Source organism: Cytobacillus sp. ABV4_503 (assembly GCF_056158445.1).
In genome coordinates, this window is sequence record NZ_JBSWTH010000001.1 from 799,176 (window position 1) to 820,508 (window position 21,333).

21 protein-coding genes are annotated in these 21,333 nt (G+C 41.8%); 12 read left to right on the forward strand and 9 right to left on the reverse strand.

Annotation, left to right across the window (positions count from 1 at the left end):
* Positions 1–131: 131 nt before the first annotated feature.
* From ACXAD1_RS04075 to hemG, 8 genes are all read left to right on the forward strand, one after another.
* Positions 132–1,181, forward strand: a complete 1,050-nt coding sequence (locus ACXAD1_RS04075; protein WP_474909545.1) for a DUF1835 domain-containing protein — start codon at positions 132–134, stop codon at positions 1,179–1,181.
* 165 nt (positions 1,182–1,346) lie between these two features.
* Positions 1,347–2,066 carry a FadR/GntR family transcriptional regulator gene (locus tag ACXAD1_RS04080; RefSeq protein WP_206842456.1) on the forward strand — a complete coding sequence of 240 codons (720 nt, stop codon included), beginning with the start codon at positions 1,347–1,349 and terminating at the stop codon, positions 2,064–2,066.
* A gap of 182 nt (positions 2,067–2,248) precedes the next feature.
* Positions 2,249–4,033: an L-lactate permease gene (locus tag ACXAD1_RS04085; RefSeq protein ID WP_474909546.1), complete on the forward strand. Its 1,785-nt coding sequence runs from the start codon at positions 2,249–2,251 to the stop codon at positions 4,031–4,033.
* A gap of 139 nt (positions 4,034–4,172) precedes the next feature.
* Positions 4,173–4,889, forward strand: a complete 717-nt coding sequence (locus ACXAD1_RS04090; protein WP_206842459.1) for a (Fe-S)-binding protein — start codon at positions 4,173–4,175, stop codon at positions 4,887–4,889.
* 18 nt (positions 4,890–4,907) lie between these two features.
* On the forward strand, positions 4,908–6,335 hold the full coding sequence (locus ACXAD1_RS04095; protein WP_206842461.1) for a LutB/LldF family L-lactate oxidation iron-sulfur protein: 1,428 nt from the start codon (positions 4,908–4,910) through the stop codon (positions 6,333–6,335).
* Positions 6,335–7,051, forward strand: coding sequence for a LutC/YkgG family protein (locus ACXAD1_RS04100; RefSeq protein ID WP_206842689.1), 717 nt, complete (start codon positions 6,335–6,337; stop codon positions 7,049–7,051). The genes ACXAD1_RS04095 and ACXAD1_RS04100 overlap by 1 nt, the downstream gene beginning before the upstream one ends.
* A gap of 207 nt (positions 7,052–7,258) precedes the next feature.
* Complete coding sequence (locus tag ACXAD1_RS04105; protein ID WP_474909547.1) at positions 7,259–8,323, forward strand: C45 family autoproteolytic acyltransferase/hydolase; 1,065 nt, start codon at positions 7,259–7,261, stop codon at positions 8,321–8,323.
* Positions 8,324–8,465: 142 nt separating this feature from the next.
* The gene (hemG, locus tag ACXAD1_RS04110) at positions 8,466–9,851 is read left to right on the forward strand and encodes a protoporphyrinogen oxidase (protein ID WP_474909548.1); all 1,386 of its coding nucleotides are present in this window, start codon (positions 8,466–8,468) and stop codon (positions 9,849–9,851) included.
* Positions 9,852–9,890: 39 nt separating this feature from the next.
* Here the strand turns inward: hemG and ACXAD1_RS04115 are convergent, their stop codons facing one another.
* Positions 9,891–10,115 carry a hypothetical protein gene (locus tag ACXAD1_RS04115; RefSeq protein WP_035326525.1) on the reverse strand — a complete coding sequence of 75 codons (225 nt, stop codon included), beginning with the start codon at positions 10,113–10,115 and terminating at the stop codon, positions 9,891–9,893.
* A gap of 96 nt (positions 10,116–10,211) precedes the next feature.
* On the opposite strand from ACXAD1_RS04115, the gene ACXAD1_RS04120 reads away from it, so the two are divergent.
* The 3 genes from ACXAD1_RS04120 (at position 10,212) to ACXAD1_RS04130 (ending at position 11,723) form a co-directional block, all read left to right on the forward strand.
* The gene (locus ACXAD1_RS04120) at positions 10,212–10,577 is read left to right on the forward strand and encodes a DUF488 domain-containing protein (protein WP_474909549.1); all 366 of its coding nucleotides are present in this window, start codon (positions 10,212–10,214) and stop codon (positions 10,575–10,577) included.
* A gap of 67 nt (positions 10,578–10,644) precedes the next feature.
* Positions 10,645–10,926 carry a GNAT family N-acetyltransferase gene (locus ACXAD1_RS04125; protein WP_474909550.1) on the forward strand — a complete coding sequence of 94 codons (282 nt, stop codon included), beginning with the start codon at positions 10,645–10,647 and terminating at the stop codon, positions 10,924–10,926.
* Between the two features lie 14 nt (positions 10,927–10,940).
* Entirely contained in the window at positions 10,941–11,723 is a 783-nt protein-coding gene (locus ACXAD1_RS04130; RefSeq protein ID WP_474909551.1) for an alpha/beta fold hydrolase, read from the forward strand.
* A 192-nt stretch (positions 11,724–11,915) separates the two neighbouring features.
* Here ACXAD1_RS04130 and ACXAD1_RS04135 read toward each other — a convergent pair whose 3' ends face one another.
* The 5 genes from ACXAD1_RS04135 to ACXAD1_RS04155 form a co-directional block, all read right to left on the reverse strand.
* Positions 11,916–12,419 carry a hypothetical protein gene (locus ACXAD1_RS04135; protein WP_370221457.1) on the reverse strand — a complete coding sequence of 168 codons (504 nt, stop codon included), beginning with the start codon at positions 12,417–12,419 and terminating at the stop codon, positions 11,916–11,918.
* Positions 12,416–12,793 carry a hypothetical protein gene (locus tag ACXAD1_RS04140; RefSeq protein ID WP_048010370.1) on the reverse strand — a complete coding sequence of 126 codons (378 nt, stop codon included), beginning with the start codon at positions 12,791–12,793 and terminating at the stop codon, positions 12,416–12,418. Before ACXAD1_RS04140 ends, ACXAD1_RS04135 begins: the two co-directional genes overlap by 4 nt.
* Positions 12,794–13,016: 223 nt before the next feature.
* Positions 13,017–14,624 carry an FMN-binding glutamate synthase family protein gene (locus tag ACXAD1_RS04145; RefSeq protein ID WP_474909552.1) on the reverse strand — a complete coding sequence of 536 codons (1,608 nt, stop codon included), beginning with the start codon at positions 14,622–14,624 and terminating at the stop codon, positions 13,017–13,019.
* A gap of 14 nt (positions 14,625–14,638) precedes the next feature.
* Entirely contained in the window at positions 14,639–15,268 is a 630-nt protein-coding gene (locus ACXAD1_RS04150) for an NAD(P)H-binding protein (protein WP_206842487.1), read from the reverse strand.
* Between the two features lie 193 nt (positions 15,269–15,461).
* Entirely contained in the window at positions 15,462–16,310 is an 849-nt protein-coding gene (locus tag ACXAD1_RS04155; RefSeq protein WP_206842488.1) for a YitT family protein, read from the reverse strand.
* A gap of 227 nt (positions 16,311–16,537) precedes the next feature.
* Here ACXAD1_RS04155 and ACXAD1_RS04160 point away from each other — a divergent pair, with 227 nt between their 5' ends.
* Complete coding sequence (locus tag ACXAD1_RS04160) at positions 16,538–16,723, forward strand: histidine kinase (protein WP_474909553.1); 186 nt, start codon at positions 16,538–16,540, stop codon at positions 16,721–16,723.
* Positions 16,724–17,184: 461 nt separating this feature from the next.
* On the opposite strand, the gene ACXAD1_RS04165 is transcribed toward ACXAD1_RS04160, so the two are convergent.
* The 3 genes from ACXAD1_RS04165 to ACXAD1_RS04175 all read right to left on the reverse strand — a co-directional run bounded on the left by ACXAD1_RS04165 (position 17,185) and on the right by ACXAD1_RS04175 (position 21,074).
* Positions 17,185–18,414 (reverse strand): PucR family transcriptional regulator, encoded by a 1,230-nt coding sequence (locus ACXAD1_RS04165; RefSeq protein ID WP_206842493.1) that lies wholly within the window; start codon positions 18,412–18,414, stop codon positions 17,185–17,187.
* 122 nt (positions 18,415–18,536) lie between these two features.
* Positions 18,537–20,000 (reverse strand): sodium/proline symporter PutP, encoded by a 1,464-nt coding sequence (gene putP / locus ACXAD1_RS04170; protein ID WP_206842495.1) that lies wholly within the window; start codon positions 19,998–20,000, stop codon positions 18,537–18,539.
* Between the two features lie 156 nt (positions 20,001–20,156).
* Complete coding sequence (locus tag ACXAD1_RS04175; protein ID WP_206842497.1) at positions 20,157–21,074, reverse strand: proline dehydrogenase family protein; 918 nt, start codon at positions 21,072–21,074, stop codon at positions 20,157–20,159.
* Positions 21,075–21,333 lie beyond the last annotated feature (259 nt).

Below are 21,333 nucleotides of genomic sequence, written 5' to 3' on the forward strand. Positions count from 1 at the left end.
TTAAGTCGTGTACGATTTAATCTTAAGCGATCTAAATTCTTTTTGCAAACAAATCAGCTTTTTATGAAACTACCATTAAAGTTCATTCGTAGAAAGATAGATTTCCAATTCATTTACAAAGGGTGATCAGGATGTTGGACGAACTGCGGGAAGCGATTGAGAAACTCCCTGAGAGGGGAGCGAAGAGCTATTTATTCCACATATTACTTCGGGTCCACTTATTGAAAAACAGCGTTGATTCCCAGGAAGATATCATTGAACTGCTCAATGATATCCAAAAAAAGATAATCTTTTATTCCCAAGAGAGGAAATTGGAACGGGAATATGAAACATACCACATTGTGTGCGGAGAATCACCGGCCGGCGCTTTAAAGGTTGGGCTTAATAAAGAAAATAAGGTCATTGGTTTTCCCGACTTCTTTAGCAATGGACCTCTCTGGAGGCTGCATGAAGAGGAGGGGAGAAAAAAGCGGTTAGAATGGCTGATGGATCATATTAATATGCATGAAGATTATCTGGAAAAGGAATATGAAAGAAAAATAGCCAAAGCACTTGAGGAGATCCATGAGATTCCAGCGGGAAAACCGATCGTGATCTGGACAGCTGACAATGCAGATGAACAAACCGGTTTGCTGTATTTCCTTCACTTATTAAGAAACAAAGAAAATAATGTGCATGTTATTAATACTGCTCGGTCATATAAGGAGCTTTTTCCTGCGAAAAAGAAACAATACATTTTAAGGCACTCAGGTGAAGCAGCTCCAGAAAAACTGAAGATCATATTGGAAAAAAACATGGGAAGCCCTTTATCTGCAGAAGAAAGAAATAGGTTTGTATCTGATTGGCAGTCCCTCTCCAAAACAAAGGAATTATTGCGCATATGGAAAGATAATGAAATACATAGTGTACCAGAGAGTTATTTTGATGAAAATATCATCGAATCCGCCAAAAAGCTCCATAAAAGCAATAAAGGTTTTATAAAATCAGCCAGGTTAATTGGTGAAGTGATTGGGCATCTGGATGAGCCAATTGGTGATGGCTTTGCCGAGTATAGAGTAAGATCCTTAATTTATAACGGAATATTTGCCATAAAAGGAATTCCGAAAAGTATGAGGTTTTATAGCATTAAGCTAAAAGAACTAAAAGCTAAATGCGGAGACCGTCCGTCATCAGTTGATTAGCAGAAACTGTGGTATATGATTTAGCTGAAACCTAATGTTTGCAGGAAGGACCAGAAATAATAGCATTTTCCTTGTTATATGGATTAACCGCTTACAAATTAGCGTTTGTCTCACCGCACATATTACTATAAAATCATATTTAGATACATAATGGGGTGAACATGATTGAATTATAAACGTATTAAACCACGCAAAATATATGAAGAAGTGGCTGAAGCCATTATGGATATGATAAAAGCTGGTGATCTGAAGCCGGGTGATAAGCTCGATTCTGTTCAGCAGCTGGCTGAGAATTTCCAGGTTGGGCGTTCGGCGGTTCGGGAGGCACTGAGTGCACTGCGGGCTATGGGCCTGGTTGAAATGCATCAGGGGGAAGGTACCTATGTCCGTGAATTCAATTCAAATATGCTTAAGCTGCCAGTGCAAATTGCCGTCTTAATGAAAAAGGACGATGTGAAGAATTTGCTTGAAGTTCGCAGGATTCTTGAAGTAGGGGCTGTTGAAGCCGCAGCGTCAAGACGGACGGCAGAGCAACTATCTGAAATTAAAGAAGCACTGGAGAAAATGAAAAATGCTAATGATGAAGAATTAGGAGAAGAAGCTGACTTTCGTTTTCATATGGCCATCGCAAGAGCATCCCAAAATGATTTGCTGATCAGCCTCATGAACAATGTTTCAGAAATGATGTTCACAACTATGCGTGAAACCCGCAGGCTATGGCTTTATTCGGAAAAATCTACACTTGGCCGGCTGACCCTTGAGCATGCCAGCATTTATGAGGCAATTGAACAAAGGGATGGTGCAAGAGCACAAAAACTATTGCTTCAGCATCTTCAAAGTGTGGAAGATGTATTAATGGAATACTTTCAGGAAATTGAAATGTAATAGGACTACCCAATCGTAATTCTTACGATTGGGTTTAATTCTGCAAATTTTTCGAAAAATTCTATTGAGATATGAAAGCGTTTTATTTATACTGTTTAATATACTAAAGTCATCAGATGACCTGTTAATAGGATTAATTCCATCCGGGAAGTATTCCTTCATCATGAAAGGGGAAGAGAAATTTGAGTATTGGTTTATTAGCTTTAATTGCTACATTGCCTATTGTTTCTGTCTTTCTATTTTTGGTTATTTTACGCTGGCCAGCTAAGAGGGCTATGCCGGTTTCTCTGATTCTGACCATCCTTATGGCTATGTTCATATGGAAAGTTCCGGGAAACCAAATAGCTGCAGCAAGTGCGAAAGGGGTTGTCACGGCGCTTGAAGTGGGAGTGATTGTATTTGGTGCCATCCTGCTGCTGAACACACTGAAAGCAAGCGGTGCTATTTTTACCATTCGTAAAGGCTTTATGAGCATCTCCCCTGACCGCCGTGTCCAAACAATTATCGTTTGCTGGCTATTCGGATCTTTCCTGGAAGGGGCAGCTGGCTGGGGGGCTCCAGCCACTATAGTTGGTCCTCTTTTAGTTGCGATTGGCTTTCCAGCAATAGGTGCAGTTATGGTCGCGCTTATTCTGCAATCCACACCCGTTTCCTATGGGGCTGTAGGAACACCGATATTAATCGGGGTCCATTCAGGGTTGAAGGATTCGCCTCTTGTTCAAAGCTATATTGCAGAGCAAGGCACGACATTTGATGCCTACATAAATGCAATCGGAGGACAGGTTGCCCTGATTCATGGTGTCATCGGCATATTTATTCCATTATTTATGGTAACAATGCTGACTTACCTCTTCGGAAAAAATAAATCAATTGCAGAAGGGCTGGCCATATGGAAGTTTGCCGTTTTTGCAGGTTTGGCATTTACAGTCCCATATGCTTTAGTTGCCAATTTACTGGGTCCTGAATTTCCATCTTTGATTGGCGGTTTAATCGGCCTGGCGATTGTGGTGCCAGCCGCTAAAAAAGGATTATTTACCCCTGTAAAAGCATGGGACTTCGAAGAAAAAAGCCATTGGAATCCTTCATGGACGGGCTCCCTTGATGTGGACGCGGCAGACAAACCAAAGAAACAAGTATCATTTCTGGCTGCCTGGCTGCCATACCTGCTGGTGGCTGTTCTATTAGTTTTAACACGTGTGCAATACTTGCCTTTCTCGGCCTGGCTTCAAGCCTTTGTCCTGAAATTTGAGAGCGTTTTCGGGACGGCTATAACAATTGAATCCAAGCCGCTAAATCTTCCTGGTGTCATTTTTATTGTAGTATCCTTGCTTTCAATCTTTATTTTTAAAATGAATGTGAGAGATTACGGACAGGCAGTAAAAGACTCTTTTAAAACGATTGTCAGTGCAATGGCTGCTCTGGTATTTGCGGTACCAATGGTCCAGGTATTTATCAACTCAGGAATCAATGCAGCCGATTTTACTAGCATGCCACTGGCATTGGCAGAGGGGATTTCCAATATATTTGGGAGCTATTGGCCACTTGCGGCGCCAACAATCGGTGCGATTGGAGCATTTGCTGCAGGAAGCAATACAGTAAGCAACATGATGTTCTCTTTGTTTCAATTCGGAGTAGCTGATAATATCCTTGCTTCTCCCGCCACCATTGTTGCCTTGCAGGCTGTCGGCGGAGCAGCAGGTAACATGATTTGTGTCCATAATGTTGTTGCTGCTTCATCTTCTGCCGGTTTAATAGGAAGGGAAGGAAGCTTAATACGAAAAACGCTTATCCCAATGACTTTCTATGTTATTTTTGCAGGCGGAATCGGGTATGTGGCCATCAATGGAATTGGCATGAATATTGGAACGCTTATCCTGGCCGCAGTGGCAGTATTCATTGCAGTTTTTATTGCTAAAGGCCAGGAACAGAACAGAATGGAAGATAAAAGGCTGAAAAAGTCAGCATAATGGTGCAAGCTCCATTGAGGGGCTTGCTATATTACACTAAAGTCATCTGATGACCTGTTGACTGTGCGGGTATCTGGGCTTAAACTTAGTTAAGACCCAGAATGAATATATTTACTTGAAGAAAGTAAAGGTGAGATCTATGAAAGTATCATTATTTGTAACCTGTTTAATAGATATTTTTCAGACGGATGTAGGAATGGATACTTTAGAACTACTGGAAAAGCTGGGCTGCGAAGTAGATTTTCCAGAAAAGCAGACATGCTGCGGGCAGCCTGCCTATAATAGCGGATATGTGGATAAGGCGAAAGAATCCATGAAGCATATGATTTCTGTTTTCGAACATTCAGATTATGTTGTAACTCCTTCGGGATCATGTGGAACTATGTTCAGAGAGTATCCGCACGTTTTTAAAGGAGACCCAGTGTGGGAGCCGCGCGCCAAAAAATTAGCTGAAAAAACGTATGAACTGACACAGTTTATCGTGGCTGTTTTAGGAGTGGAGGACGTAGGGGCAAAGCTGAATGGAATAGCGACCTACCACACTTCTTGTCATATGACGAGATTATTAGGAGTAAAGGAAGCCCCAATGAAGCTGTTAAGCAATGTAGAAGGTCTTGAGATGAAGCCGCTCGCACACAACTATAATTGCTGTGGCTTTGGCGGCACTTTCTCGGTAAAGATGGGGGAAATCTCAGAGCAGATGGTAGATGAAAAGGTTCAGAGTGTTGAAGATTGCGGAGCTGAAATTCTAATAGGAGCCGACTGCGGATGCCTGATGAATATTGGAGGACGGATAGACAGAAAAGGGAAGCCGATTAAGGTGATGCATATTGCTTCTGTATTAAATAGCAGATAGGAAAAGAGGGAAACACATATGGCTATGAAAATAGGGGAAAAACCTTTTAAAGAGCGTGTCAAAGACGGGATAGGCGATGTTTTTATGCGCGGTGCTGTTTCCTCTGCACAGGGGCGTTTTCGCAGCGGAAGGCTGAACGCAGCTGAAGAATTAGGAAATTGGGAGGAATGGCGCAAGCTGGGTGAAGAGATTCGGACCCATACCATTGAGAATCTGGATTATTATCTGGAACTCATGAGCGAAAATGTCTCTAAGCGAGGGGGATATGTTTTTTTCGCTGAAACAGCTGAAGAGGCAAATGAGTATATTACCAATGTAGTTAAAAAGAAAAATGGTAAAAAGGTTGTCAAATCCAAGTCGATGGTGACAGAAGAAATTAATATGAACGAAGCGCTTGAAAATGCTGGCTGTGAAGTCATTGAAAGCGACCTTGGCGAGTGGATTCTGCAAGTGGACGATCATGATCCACCGTCCCATATCGTTACACCTGCCCTTCATAAAAATAAAGAACAGATTCGCGATGTTTTTAGGGATAAATTAGGCTATGACAAAACCGAGAAGCCTGAAGAGCTTGCATTTTTTGCAAGAGAAAAACTGCGGGAAGAGTTTCTTCAGGCGGATATTGGCATTACGGGATGCAATTTTGCCATTGCCGAATCCGGAACGATTTCCCTGGTGACAAATGAAGGAAATGCGCGGATGGTGACAACCATTCCAAAAACGCAAATTACTGTAATGGGAATGGAGCGGATTGTGCCTACCTGGGAAGAGATGGAAGTTCTGGTAAGCCTGCTGACCCGCGCAGCAGTCGGGCAGAAATTAACGAGTTATATAACTGCATTAACTGGTCCAAAGCAAGAGGGAGAAATAGATGGTCCAGAAGAATTCCATCTTGTTATTGTGGATAATGGCCGTTCAAAAATTTTAGGAACAGCATTCCAGTCCATCCTTCACTGCATCCGCTGTGCAGCCTGCATTAATGTCTGTCCAGTCTATCGCCATGTCGGCGGTCACTCCTATGGATCTATCTATCCGGGGCCAGTAGGAGCGGTATTGACTCCTCTTCTTGGCGGCTATGATGAATATAAAGAACTGCCATATGCTTCAACGCTGTGTGCAGCATGTACGGAAGCTTGTCCGGTAAAAATTCCATTACACGAGCATTTGCTCCGCCACCGCCAGGAGATTGTTGAAAAAGAAGGCAGAGCACCGGTGTTTGAAAACTTATCCATGAAAGCCTTCAGTCTCGGCACAGCTTCACCATCCATGTACAATATCGGCTCAAAGCTGGCACCCAAGGCATTGGGAGCATTCACAAAGGATGATAAAATTTCAGCTGGTCCCGGCCCTTTGAAAAATTGGACGGAAATTCGGGACTTCCCCGCACCTAAGAAAGACAGATTCAGAGATTTATATAAAAAGAGAAAGAAAGAGAGGGGAGAATGATGGCAGCTGGACAAGTGTATAATCGCACTTCTTTCCTTGACAATCTGGCAAAAAATCTGGGGAGAAAACGTCTTTCTGAGGTAGAAAAACCTGCATGGGATCATAATCCTCAGTGGGACGTTTTAAAGGGCGCCTCACAGGACGAGCTTGTAGAGGTCCTGAAGAAGCAATGTTTGTTAATTCATACGGATGTATATGAAACACCTTCTGCAGAGCTACCTGAGCAAATCGGCCGCTTGATTAAAGAATACGGAGGCAAATCGGTCGTTACATGGGATGATCCGCGCTTTGAAGAATTTGGATTATCTTCCCTCCCTATTGATTTGAATGGCAATGGAATAGCAGTCCATGTCTGGGATCAAGAAGGAGGAGAAGAGAATCTTGCTTTCTCCGCACATGCAGACATCGGAATTACCTTTAGTGATGCTGCGCTTGCAGAGTCAGGAACTGTTGTTTTGTTCAGTGATAAAGGGAAGGGGCGAGCAGTAAGCCTTCTTCCAGTGATTTACTTTGCCATTATCCCAAAAAGCACAATTGTTCCAAGAATGACCCAGGTTGCAAAGCATATCCACACAATTGTGGAGAATGGCGAACCTGTCCCATCCTGTGTAAATTTCATTTCAGGCCCAAGCAACAGTGCCGATATTGAAATGAATTTAATTGTAGGTGTACATGGTCCTGTGCAGGCTGTATATATCATTGTTAACGATAAATAAAGGAGGCTGATCTGCAGAAAAATGCAGCTCAGTCTTTTATAAGGTAGTAAAATTTTTGAACTTCGATAACTGTCTATCTCCAGTGCTACCCCTCGAGGTGTCGGAGGTGGGCAAGGCGCTTCCGCTTTTCTGATAAGCCATCTGCTGGAATTTCATGCAGGCTTCATTTATTCTTAATAAAAGAAAAGAATAGAAGAGGGATTCATCTTGAAAAAGATTTACAGTGATATTATTCAATTCCGCGGAACCCACTTTGATTTTGGCTTCATGCAGGGAGAACTTATAAAGGATTCTCTTTCTGTGAAAAATCGGGAGGATCAATGGAAGGTAAGAAAGCCGCGATTTTCAATAAATGAAGCCGAAGTGAAAAAAGCGATTACGAGGTTTGCCCCTGGTATTTGGGATGAACTGCTTGGGATACGGGAAGCATTGCAATGGCCGATGGAGCGGGTTTTGAAGGAGTTTGGCGGCTATCGCCTCGATTATGTCCGCTCGGGATGTTCCATCCTTACAGGGGCTGATTACCTGATCCGCAATTATGATTACCATCCGAAAACCTATGAGGGGCGCTATACTTTTTATCAGCCAACAGATCAGGGATATGCGATGATTGGTCCAAGCCAGAGGATGACCGGACGGATGGATGGCATGAACGAAAAAGGACTTGTAATCGGCTATAATTTTATGAACCGGAAAAAGCCTGCTGATGGCTTTATCTGCTGCATGATCGGCCGCCTGATTTTGGAATCATGTGCAAATGTGGAAGAAGCGGTTGAGATGCTGAAGGAAATACCGCACCGCCATTCCTTTACATATGTGGTGTATGACACAAGCGGAGAGGCTTATGCAGTGGAAACATCTCCAAGAGGTGTACAGGTCCGTCAGACAACTGCCTGTACTAACCATTTTGAAATCATGAAGGATGAAAATCGCAATCATCTAGCTGACAGCCTGCGCAGGCTGGATGTCATGAAAAGCCATCAGGGTGAGCGTTTAGATGTACATGATGCTTTCCGCCTCTTGAATGATAGCGATAAAGGCGTTTTCTCGGATCTTTATGGGAGCTGGGCCGGGACAATTCATACATCAGCCTATTTGCCGGGAGAGATGAAAGCCTGGTTTGTGCTCGGTGGTGACAGAGAGCCAGTAATTTTTGATTTCAGGGACTGGCTTGATGGCCAGGATATTAAAATGAATAGAATCACTGGTGAAGTTGATACGGACATTCCCTTTTTGCATATGGATGAACAGGCGAATTGGTTTAGGAAATGATGAAACGGAGAGTTACTTTCTCCGTTTTTTTCCTATTTTGAAAGAATATATTCATCATTTGGACAAACCCTCACATTCTTTCTTATCTTTATGTTGTGGTACACTTTATATATGAATTGGATGTAAACTGAGGTGCATACACGTGAAAACAGTATTGGTCATAGGCGGCGGTGTAACAGGATTGTCCGCTATGTATGAACTGAATAAGTGGAAAAAAGAAAAGGATCAGGATATTAGGCTTGTGCTGGCAGAATCAGCAGAACAGCTCGGCGGAAAAATCCGCACAGTCAGGGAAGGCGGATTTGTAATCGAGGCGGGAGCTGATTCGATTGTTGCCCGCAAAGCGAATGCGATGAATTTTATCCAGGAGCTGAGGCTGGAAGAAGCTGTTGTCTACAATGCTGCGGGGCGGTCTTATATATACAGTGATGGAGAGCTGAAGCTGATACCTGCAGATTCTGTGTTTGGGATACCGGTCAGTGTTGAATCTCTTGCCAAATCTGCTCTTGTTTCAGCAGAAGGAAAGGTTGAAGCCCTAAAAGATTTTTATACAAAAAATGATGGCTTTACAAAGAACGATTCCATCGGCGATTTCCTGGAGCATTTCTTCGGAAAAGAGCTGGTGGAAAAACAAATTGCGCCTGTTCTTTCGGGAGTATATTCCGGGAATCTCAGTGACTTAACTATTGCTTCGACACTTCCGCAGGTGTTTGATTATAAAGAAAAATACGGCAGCATCATTAAAGGTTTTGAAGAAAATAAAAAGGTGTTCCAGATTGGAGGAGGAAAGAAGTTTCTTTCCTTTAAAAAAGGTCTTGATGCGATGATAGATGCTTATGAGGAAAAATTGGATGAAACAGAAATATTTAAAAACACGAAGGCAGTTAAAATAAAGAAAAGTGATCGCAGATATATAGTCGATTTCTCGAATGGGGAAAGCCTGGAGGCCGATCATGTGGTTCTAAGCATTCCGCATAATGCCGCTGCAGCGCTGTTCGATCATGAGGAGCTGAAAGCGGAATTCGGACTTTTGAAGAACAGTTCCTTAATTTCTATCTATCTTGCTTATGATATTCCAGACAGCGAGCTGCCTGAAGACGGGACAGGCTTCATCACTGCAAATATGGAAGAATTGACCTGCAATGCCTGTACATGGACAAGCCGCAAATGGAAGCATACTTCTGAAAGCGGTAATTTACTTGTAAGATTATTTTATAAAAGCAGCCATCCGGCCTTTGCATCACTAAAGGAAATGAACGAAGACGATTTGCTGCAGACGGCTGTGGCCGATATTGAAAAAAGCCTTGGCATTACATCTGTTCCCGCTGCAAGTGAAGTGACGAAGTGGACTGAAAAAATGCCAAACTATCTGATATCCCATCCTCAGACAGTAGAGGCAATTGAAAACAGATTGGCTCAGGAATACCCTGGAATATGGCTTGCCGGCTGCTCGTATTATGGTGTTGGCATTCCTGACTGCATCGAAAATGGGGCAGAAACTGCCGGAAAAATTATTGAGAATATGTAAAACAAAAATCCCCTTCTGTGTAAGCTGGGGATTTTTAGCTTATATGATTTTGGAAAGATCCTTAGGACTTTCAATTCTCATTTGCTCCAGTTCGAGCTTCATTTTTTCTGTTTCAAGCAAAAAGTTTTCCTGCTTCAGCTTTTCCAAGGTGATTTCATCTTTTATCATATTATGTTTGATCTTTGCGAGTTTTTGAGTATGAACAGTCATGATGGCAATGATGGGAATAGAGAAAGTCATAACCACAGCAATAATACCTGTCAAATTTCCTGCACCTCACATTTGATTGAATTAGAAAAAATTGTATATTATGTTTATAATAATAGCAAATCACAAGGGATATACAAGGGGTGTCTTAAATTGACTGGAATTTTTATAAAAAGAATTTATGACCCATACAACGAAGCAGACGGCTATCGGGTGCTTATTGACCGGCTGTGGCCCCGCGGAATTAAAAAAGAAGATGCCCGTTTATCAGCATGGGAAAAAGAGGCTGCGCCAAGCAATGAGATTAGAAAGGCGTTTAACCATAAGCCTGAGCTTTTTGAAGAATTTCGGAAAAAATATCTTGCAGAGCTGCGAACACAGGACGATAAAGTCCGCAAATTAGATGAGCTGGCGAGAATGTCAAAAGAGCAGAAGGTTACTTTATTATATGCTGCCAAAGATCCCATTCATAACCATGCGAGAGTTCTGTGTGAGGAAATCATGAAAAGGTATGTTTAGTCTTTCTAATAAGGAGGGAAAGCAAGATAGAAAGATTAAGTTAATTTTAAATACAGGAGGAAATGATATGAATGCAAATATACAAAAAGAAGAAAACCGGTTTTTTATGAATGATGATGAAGGGAATATGATTGCTGAAATTACCTATATTCCAAGCGGTGATTCTGTCATAACCATAGACCATACATATGTAAGTGAGTCCCTCCGCGGTCAGGGAGTTGCAGGAAAGCTTTTGGAAAGCGTTGTTCAGGAGGCACGCAGCAAGGGATATAAGATTGTGCCTGCCTGCTCATATGCAAAAGCTGTTTTTGACCGAAAGAGCGAATATCAGGATTTGCTTGCAAACTAAAGGAGGTTTTCTGAATGGACGCAAAAATAATAGATGTAAATGGAACAGCCATTTCATACTATGATGAAGGCACAGGGGATCCGCTTGTATTACTGCATGGATTTTGCGGCAGCAAAGATTACTGGGCAAGGGTCATTCCATTATTGGCAGAGGACTTTCGCGTCATTGCGGTGGATCTTCCGGGGCATGGGAGTTCAGGGCTGCCAGAGGGTGAACCCTCTATTGAAAAGATGGCTGAAGCAATCAAAGGGGCTATAGATGAGCTCGGACTTGATAAAGTATCTCTTTTTGGCCACTCATTGGGCGGTTATGTAAGCCTTGCATTTGCTGAAGCGTATGGGAAGAAGCTGAAATCCTTTTCACTTATCCATTCAACAGCCAGCCCGGATTCTGAAGAAGGGAAAAAGGGAAGGGATATCGCTGCCGGTAAAATTGATAAGGAAGGAATGGAATCCTTTATAGATGGGCTGGTGCCGAAGCTTTTTGCACCTGGGGAGAAACATCCGGACGAAATTCAAATGGCAAAAGAAATTGGCTATCGTACAAGAGCTGAAGGTGCAAAGGCTGCACTGAAAGCGATGAAACAGCGTGAGGACCGCAGTCATGTCTTGATAAGTACAAAGTTCCCAGTTTTAATTGTGGCTGGAGAACAAGACCAGATTGTCCCTCCAGAAAAATCATTTGCAGTTAAAGGATCTAACATCAAGCCGGTGACCATTAATGGTGCGGGGCACATGAGCATGTATGAAGCACCGGATGTACTGGCAGAGGTTATCCTCGGGTTTTTGAAAGAGTAAGCAGTCTCTGTTTTGGAGCGCACATAAATTTTTTTATCCGCACATAAATTTGGGTTATCCGCACATAAAAAATCTTATCCGCACATAAATTGGCGTTATGCGCACAGAAAGGTTCCTTTGCCGCCAAATTAATCATTTTTGCGATTGAAATATAGAAAAAAAGCTCCTTTTCACCAGAAAAGGAGCTTTATCTTACTTAAATATAACTGAAATAATCTCATCCGTCGTCATACCGCTTTCAATTTCAAACGTGCCGGGACGTAAATCATTCTCAAGACCGCGTTTTTCTACATCTTTATAGAATTGGACTCCGCTTTCAATAATGTGGGCTTTTTCAAGTGCGTTCCCAACGTCAATGCTGGTCATTCCCATTGATACGGTTAAAATAGTCCGGTAAACAACTTTTTCGCCAGTTTTGCCCTCAGTTTTCTCTTCTGCCTTTTCATCTTTTTTCTCGCTGGACTTTGCTGCGGCAGCGAGCTGTTTGCTCCATTCAGCTTCAGTGTTGATGACGTATCCTTTAGATGCCAGCAGTTCAATCATTTCTTTATCTGACAGCTTTTCTGCTTTCTCAGTTTTATCAGAAGGCTTTTCTGTACTCTTTGCTTCAGAGGGTCCAAAAAGGTAGACACTTCCTGTTAAGATGGCCGCCGCTAAAAGGCCTGCTGCAAAACTGCGCAAGGTATTTGGTGTCATTGGGCAACCATGCTCCTTTCACCTTTGTTCGCTGAATAAGGCAGGAGCATCAGGTCGACCTCGTTCGGTGTAAGCTGTTTCTTTAATGCAATGCTTTCATTAGAATATCCGCGTTTATGCATATCCAATACTTCGCGAAGCAATAGTCTTTCTTCTGATGGCCCGCTCATTGCCCCTGATTGCTTTGCTGTAATCTCAGCATCCAATTCAATATTTCTGATCTGCTGCTGCAGCTCATGAATTTCATTTTTTAATGTAAAAGTAACCTGATCGATTTGCTGCTCAATATTTGATTTGGATTGCGCCGTTTTTAAAAACGATAAAATGAGCAGCACGACTGCTGAACCAAATAATATGGCGATTACCCATCCCATCCTAAAATCCTCCCTTATGTAAACACATTTTTTCTATGTATCTATTTTTTAACCAAAATAAATTATACCTTTAATGCCGGGGGATTTCGAATGATAAACTCAAAATAACACGATAGTCCTGAATTTATGTAAGAAAAAGGTGCGGATGGTAAATCTTATTTCTTATCAAAAGGAAAATAAGAGGACAAAAAGCCCGGTCCATACAGGACCAGGCATCAGGTTGTCAGCTTTCTTTCTGCAGCTGTGCGCGTTTGGCTGCATGCAGTATATCTTCAATAGGAGAGACTCTGCCGAATTTATCTTTATGAACAATATGTTTTCTTTCAAATTGAGTCGGATTATCGATACCTGCAGCTGCCGCAAGATTAAATAGTCCTTCTCTTAGAGAGATGACATAGTTGCAGACACGGTAATGCTTTTCATCAATAATCAATCCGTCCTGCAGCTTCTTGTCGGTTGTTGCAACCCCTGCAGGACAATGATTGGTATGGCAAACTTGGGCCATGATGCAGCCGACGCTGATCATAAAGCCCCTGGCAATATTGACAAGATCCGCTCCCATCGCAAGAGCAATGGCAATTTTATCAGGAGTGATTAACTTACCGGAAGCGATAATTTTTACGCGGTCTCTGACTCCGTACTCTCTCAGCATTTCATCCACAACTGTCAGGGCTGATTGAATGGGGAGCCCCACACTGTCTGCAAGCTCCTGATAAGTAGCGCCTGTTCCGCCTTCACCGCCATCAACTGTAATAAAATCAGGGCCTTTGCCGCTCTTCTTCATATAGGAAATCATGCTCTCCAGGGCATCAAGATCGCCTACCACTATTTTCATTCCGACAGGTTTTCCGCCTACACTTCGGAGCTCCTCAATAAAATTGAACATGGAAGGGGCATCATCAAATTCATAGAAACGGTTTGGACTGTTAATCGTTTTGCCAACCTCTACAAGCCGGATACGGGCAATTTCTTCGGTTACTTTTTCACCTTCAACATGGCCGCCGCGGGTTTTCGCACCTTGCGCAAGCTTTAATTCAAAGGCTTTTACCTCAGGCAGTTCACTTTTCTTTTTAAATTCTTCCCAGGAGAATTCCCCGTTAGCCTTTCGGACACCGAACATATCAGGGCCAATTTGCATTATGATGTCCGGGCTGCCGGCCAGATGATACTGAGACAGACCGCCTTCACCAGTATTCATCCAGGTGCCGCCTGCAAGGCCAAGGCCTTTTGAAAGTGCAGTGATCGCTTTTTCGCCAAGAGAGCCATAGCTCATGGCCGATTGGCCTACAAGTCCCTTGACTTTGAATGGCTGCCGGCAGGTCTTTTCCCCCAGCACAACCGCATCTTCATCACGCAGATAGTAAGGATCGGCCAATTTTTCTTCGCTGTGTTCCTTTCTTGAAAACAGATTGTCTCCATCCACTTTATAAACGCGTGTTTTAACTTTCTGTGTATTATCCATCTTCATCTCATCAACGAGTTTAGGGAACAAGGTATTGCGTATATAGAAGCCTTCTTCATCAAAATCTCTTATAGAGCCGAATCCAATTAACCTTTCTTTGTATTTGCCTGCTTTGACAACATCCTGGTATTCCTTTCTGGAAAAAGGCTTGCCTTCTGTATCATTATTGAATAGGTATTGTCTTAGTTCAGGTCCCACTTTTTCTGTGATGTATCGCACCTTCCCAATTACCGGGAAGTTTCTGAGTATGGAGTGCTGTTTCTGCCTGTCATCTTTTACATACCAATAAATAAATAGAATGACTGGTACTAAAATAACTACTGCAATAAATATAAATAAAGCAATCACAAGGTAATCTGTTAAACTCATTTTGTCCTCCTTCTCTAAAACTGGCTTAGGGCTTCTCGTATAGCGATGTTGCCAGAGGCTGCCTCTATGGTTGAATGAAAGACAGCTTCTTTATCAATAGACTCTACCAGAACTTCGGCTGCGTCCTCACGCGGAATCTCAGCATCCCGGTCATGGATTTTCTTTGACAGGGTAATCTTTCCGCTGCCGGGATTGTCCGTCAATTGGCCAATCCGGATAACCGTGTAGACCAAATCGGCAGCTTTAAGCATATCTTCTGGAAGATCCTTCGCCGCAATCTTGCGGGAAGAGTCCGTTTCACTTTCCTCCGCTTTGACTGCACTCATCATCACAAATCGTCTGACGCCGGATTGTTGAGCCAATTCGATGATATCTGAAATAGATTGGTGATCGACCATGACTGTTTTGCTCGTATGTTTTTTAGGATTGACGCCTGTTAAATAAATCACTGCATCTGATGCCTGAAGATGGGGAATCAGCTTTTGCTCGTCATAAACAGTTGCATGGGCTGCACCCAATTTTACAAGATCTTCAATTTGGTTTTCATTTGCAGCAACGGCAAGAGCTTCATGCTTTCTCTCCGCGAGCTTTCTGATGACATGCTCACCCACATCTCCATTGGCACCGATTACAATTACTTTCATGCTAACGCCTCCTTTTCTACCCTTTTTCCACATAGGGTTTATTTAAAACCAAAATGAGGCAAACAAAAAAGCACACCATTAGGACCGCTTATAGGATTCCATTTTTACTATAAATCACTGCATGGCTCTGCAGCCCAAAGCAAATCTCACTGTAAAAAAATAAGCTCCATCCTTTGCGGATGAAGCTTCGCCATTATGCCAGCCTTTTAAAATTTTGGCCAAGAATTTCATTCATCGTATGAACGGTGATAAATGCCTTATTATCAACCTGGGTAATGTAACTTTTCAACTTTGTGAAATCCTTTCTCCCCAGGATGGTTGTAATGACTTCTTTTTTATCGGATGTGAAAGCACCGGTTGCAGTGTGGATGGTTGCCCCTTTGCCCAGTTCATGAACGATATAGGTTTTAATTTCATCACTGTGGCGGCTGATAATCACAATTTCCTTGTTTGAATTGAATTGCTGGAGTGCATAATCAATGACAAACCCATTAATGATGACCCCAAAAAATGCATACATGCCGACTTGCGGGCCGAACAGAACGGCAGAAGACAGGGCGATCAATAAATCGGCAAGAAGCACTCCTCTGCCAACTTCAATATTTAAGTATTTATTAAAAATCATGGCGATGATGTCTGTCCCGCCAGTAGAAGCCTGCTGGTTGAAGACAATTGCCATTCCGGTCGCGGCGATGCATTGCCCAATGATCAGCTGAATAAGCAGGTCATTGCTTAGCGGTTGGGCCATTGGGGCGAATTTTTCAAGCGCCCACACATAAAAAGACAAGGCGAAGCTCGCATAAATGGTTTTTGCCCCAAAACCTGATCCAAGAAAAATAAAACCAACTGCAAACAAGATCAAATTGACAAAAATCATGAAAGTACCAATTGAGAAAACGGGAAATAAGTCATTCATGATAATCGACAATCCGCTGACCCCTCCAGTTGCTAAATTATTGGGGGACAAGAAAAAGTGGACATTTATAGAAACCAGGAATGCTCCCAGATTGATCATGGTAAAAGAAAACAGTTTTTGCCGCATCGCCGCAACCTCCTTTTTTATAGTTTTTTTCGAGATCCGTATAAAGTGGAACAACGGGATTATAAAGCCCTTAAAGCTCCTTTGTAAAGGGAATAAGGTCAAAAAAATAAGGTTTAATAATTATGAAAATTGGGAGGGTTTGCAAAAGGGGATGTTATTATCTATTTTTGTTTAATTCTTATATAATAAGTTATGATTAGCACGATGCGAAAGGATGTAAAGAAATCTTGAAAAATAGGAAGCTTATTGTCATTCCCATTATGATTCTTGTAGCTGCAGCTGCAATGTGGATGCTTAATAAAGATTATCAGCAAATAGATCTGTTGATTCGATTGATGATAGCAGCTGGTGCAGCACTATTATCAGGAGTTATCTCATACTTTCTATTCAAGCCGGAAAAAGAAGAACAATAAAGATGCCTGCTCCCTCGTAAAGGGACTGGCATTTCTTTTTGTAACCTTTCCCATTTGGGATCGTATATAAGCAGAAGGGGTTGATAGAGGTGAATCATATTGAAGAATGCCCAGGGTGCAAAGGTACTGAATTTGCGGAAGGCACCGACTTCATGCCGGTTAAACCATTAAATAAAAAACTTTCAGCAGGATCCTTAAAAATCTATCGCTTTTGTTTAAGCTGCGGAGAAGTGGTTTCTATTAGAGTTGAGAATCCAGGCAAGTTTAGAAGCCGGTGATAGAAGAGAATTCTTCATGAAGCCGAAAACCAGGAAGCGAAGAGAAAAATGGTCGCCATGAGCGCTTGATGAAGCCGAAAACCAGGAAGCAAAGAGAAAAAGTGTCGCCATGAGCGCTACATGAAACCGAATTTCAGGTAACAAACATGAAAAAGTCATCATGAATCGCTTCCGCCAGCTCTCCTATTTCTTCCGCTTAAGCAGCTGTAAATCAATGTACAGCTGGCATCTTGTGTTAAAGTCATCAAAGTCGATGGATGTTAAATCAGTAATTTGTTTCATTCGGTATTTTAATGTATTTGTATGGATGAAAAGCTGTTCCGCTGTCGGCTTAAGGCGGCAGTTATTCAATAAATATACTTCAAGCGTCTTCAGCAGGCTGGTTTGGCTTTCCAGGTCTTTTTTCTGCAGCTTCATAAGATCTTCATTTACATATTTAGTCATGCTGTTATGCTGTGCGATAGGTTCTAAATACCGGAATACCCACAGCTTTTTATATTCATAAGGCAATTCTTCAGGCGATCCAATGAATTTGGCGGCTTTGATAACCTCCAAAGCCTCTGCATAGCTTTTGCGCAGTTTTAAGATGGAGGAATATTCTCCTCCAATTCCTGCATACACAATCTTCGATCTGAATTGGCTAAGGACGGTATTGGTTAATTCATGTGCGTCTTCTGCCAGGCTGCCAGGTGCAGGGGAACTGCTGCCGATCATGACGATAATTTCATGCTGGTTTGTAAATATATGAGCCGGATGGCTGAGGGCATTCGCAAACAGCCGAACGGTTTCATTCAATTCCGCAAATATCTCTTCATCTGCCTGCACTACCGTAAATACATTGATGATAAAGGCCTCCGGGAGGATGATTTTAACATTCGCCGCTTCCCATTTGATCTGATCTTCCGTCTGATAGGTACGATCAATAATCTTTTGATAAAATTGATGTTTTTCTTCTTCTTTGCGCAGTTTTTTCAGGTTTTTCTGATATAATAGCTTTCCAATATGGAAGGAAACATCATGCAGAAAGCTCATTTCGCTTTCAGATAGAAAGTCTTCTATTTCCTGAACCCAAATAAAACCCAGTATCTGCTCTTTATATTTTGCACTTACAACCACGCGCTGGTTAAGGCCTATTTCTTCCATTTTCTTAATTCTAAAAGGCTCAGGAATTGTCTTTAACTGATCAACAATGCCTTCATCCATAAATTTCTCCAAAATGGGAATGGGCCATCTCTTCGAAAATATGGTCTGCTGGTTCGCCAAATCAAAATGTTCAATATAATACGAGCTATAGGCCAGCAGTGAGAATTGCTCATCCTCGATGACAACAGGCTTCTTTAAAAAAGTACTGACCATTTCTGTAATCTCATCAATATCTGACATATTAAGGATTTTCTCCAGCGGCTGACTCATTAAGGCTCACTCCTAAACATTGCTGTTCTTATTATAGTGAAAAATAATGGGAGACACCACTCGAATTTTGCCATAAGAAAAAGGACCGGGCATTTTCTTCGCCCAGTCCTGAAACATTTAGGTTATTTTAATGACTTTTCAAAGTCACTAAATTGTTTTTCGATTTCTGCAGATGGCTTTGCAGTTAGAAGGCTTACCACTATAATGGCAATTAAGCTGGCAGCAAAACCTGGAATCATTTCATAAAGTACATCAGATAAACCGGCCTGAGACCAAATTATAACAGTGCTGGCCCCAACAACCATTCCGGCTAATGCTCCCCATCTTGTCATGCGCTTCCAATATAAGCTAAGAATGATAAGAGGTCCGAAAGCGGATCCGAAACCAGCCCATGCATAACCCACAAGGTCCAGAATCGTTTCATTTTTCTCCCATGAAATAATCAATGCAATGACAGAAACCAGCAATACAGATAATCTTCCTATTGTAACTAATTCTTTATCTGTAGCTGAGCGGCGGAAAAATGTTTTATATAAGTCTTCAGTTAATGAGCTTGATGTTACAAGCAGCTGTGATGAGATGGTACTCATAATAGCTGCGAGAATTGCCGAGATTAAAAAGCCGGTAATGATCGGGTGAAATAAGACCTCTCCGAGAAGGATGAAAATGGTTTCAGGGTCGTCAATTGAAATGCCTGTATCAGCCACATATGCAATTCCGACGAAACCAGTCAGCATAGCTCCAATACTCGAGAAAATCATCCAGCCCATCCCAATTCGGGTGGCTTTCTTGATTTCTTTTACAGAACTGATAGCCATAAAACGGACGATAATATGAGGCTGGCCAAAATAGCCAAGGCCCCATGCAAATAGGGAAATGATGCCTAATAGACTTGTCCCTTTAAAGACATCAAGGAAAGCTGGATTGATTGTTCTTGCAGTATCAATTGCCGGCCCAAACCCGCCAACATGGAATAGTGTTACTAATGGTACAAGAATAAGGGCGATAAACATAATCAAACCTTGAACAAAGTCTGTCCAGCTAACCGCAAGAAATCCTCCAAATAGTGTATACGCTACTACAACACCTGTAATGATCCATAAACCCGTATGGTAATCCAGTCCGAAAGTGCTTTGGAATAATACTCCACCGGATACCATGCCTGATGATACATAAAAGGTAAAGAAAATTAAGATAACTAATCCTGAAATCAGGCGCAGGATTTTGGAAGCATCCCCGAAGCGGTTTTCTAGATAACCGGGAATCGTAATTGAATCATTGGCTACCTCAGTATATGTGCGAAGCCTTGGCGCAACATAGATCCAGTTCGCCCATGCCCCGAGAGTTAAGCCAAGGACAATCCAGGAAGCGCTTAGGCCAGTGGCATACATGGCTCCCGGGAGTCCCATCAGCAGCCAGCCGCTCATATCGGATGCGCCCGCACTTAAAGCAGTTACTGCAGGACCCAGTGTTCGTCCGCCGAGCATGTAATCTGATAGATTGGAAGTCCGTTTATAGGCATAATAGCCAATCCAAAGCATCCCAATCATATACACGGTAATGGATATCATTAATGCATAATCCATTTGTAAGCCTCCTTTTTGTTAGTTTAACAAAATATTTAGATAAAATAAGCGATGAGAAAGCAGTGGAATAGCTTTCTCATTACTTAGAAATCAAGAATGGTTGTTTATTATTATAGCCATATTTTATTGTTTTGGAAGAAAAATAATTTTAAAGTTTTACTTTTTGAAAATGCCCTTAAATGCAAAAGCAATATTAGACGGGCGTTCAGCGAGCCTTCTCATGAAATATCCATACCAGTCCATTCCATAAGGTACATAGACACGCATCTTATAGCCTTGCTTTGCCAGTTCCAGCTGTGTTTTATTCCTCATGCCATAGAGCATTTGGAATTCAAAGCGATCGTTTGGAATGTTATGCTTCTTTGCTAATTTTTTTGTGTACTCGATGATCTGATCATCGTGAGAAGCTATTGCTGTATAATTTCCATTTAACAGACTTTGCTCAATTAATTTCTTATAGTTTTCATCTACATCTGTCTTTTCAGGAAATGCATGCTCCGGTGATTCTTTATAAGCACCTTTTACCATTCTTAAGAAAGGCTGGTATTTTCCCAGATCCTCTAGGTCCTTTTCAGTCCGGTACAGGTAAGCCTGCAGAACTGTGCTTACACAGCTGTACTTCTCTTTAAACTGTTTAAACAAATCGATAGTGGCCTGGCAGCGAGGAACATCCTCCATATCGATTGTCACCATTATCTTATGCTTCTCGGCAGTATCAAGAATTCTGGTCATGTTTTTCACAACAAGATCATGATCGATATCCAGGCCAAGGGAAGTCATTTTAAGGGATACTTGTGAATCAAGTCCTTCTTTGCTGATCATTTCAATGGTTGAAATACATTCCTCTGTCCGTTCATTGGCCACTTCAACAGAATCAACAAATTCTCCCAAATGGTCCACTGTTACAGAAAGTCCTTGATTATTTAGATCTCTGATAAAGCGGACGCTGCTTTTAAAATCAACTCCGCCAATTAATTTACCTGCGGCAAAACTTCCGCCTCTGTTCTGGGCAATTTTATTCAGTAAGCTATTTTTTGATAAATATAGAAAAAAATCTCTTGTAATCGCTTCCATTTTAACAAGCACCTCCAATGGTTATTTCTTTAGATTAATCTTACAATTCTGTGACAAGTTACGACAATGTTCATTTAAAACAAAGATTCTATATTTCTATTGTTGACTGAAGACAATGAAAGGCTGCATTTTCCAGACGAGAAAACATCTGCTTCAGTTCCAGGCAATTTCCGCTTTCTGTTGTCAATTAATATGTAAGAAAAGTTTCCATAATTATTGTTTACATTGACAAGCATTTGTATTTAAATAGTAATATAGT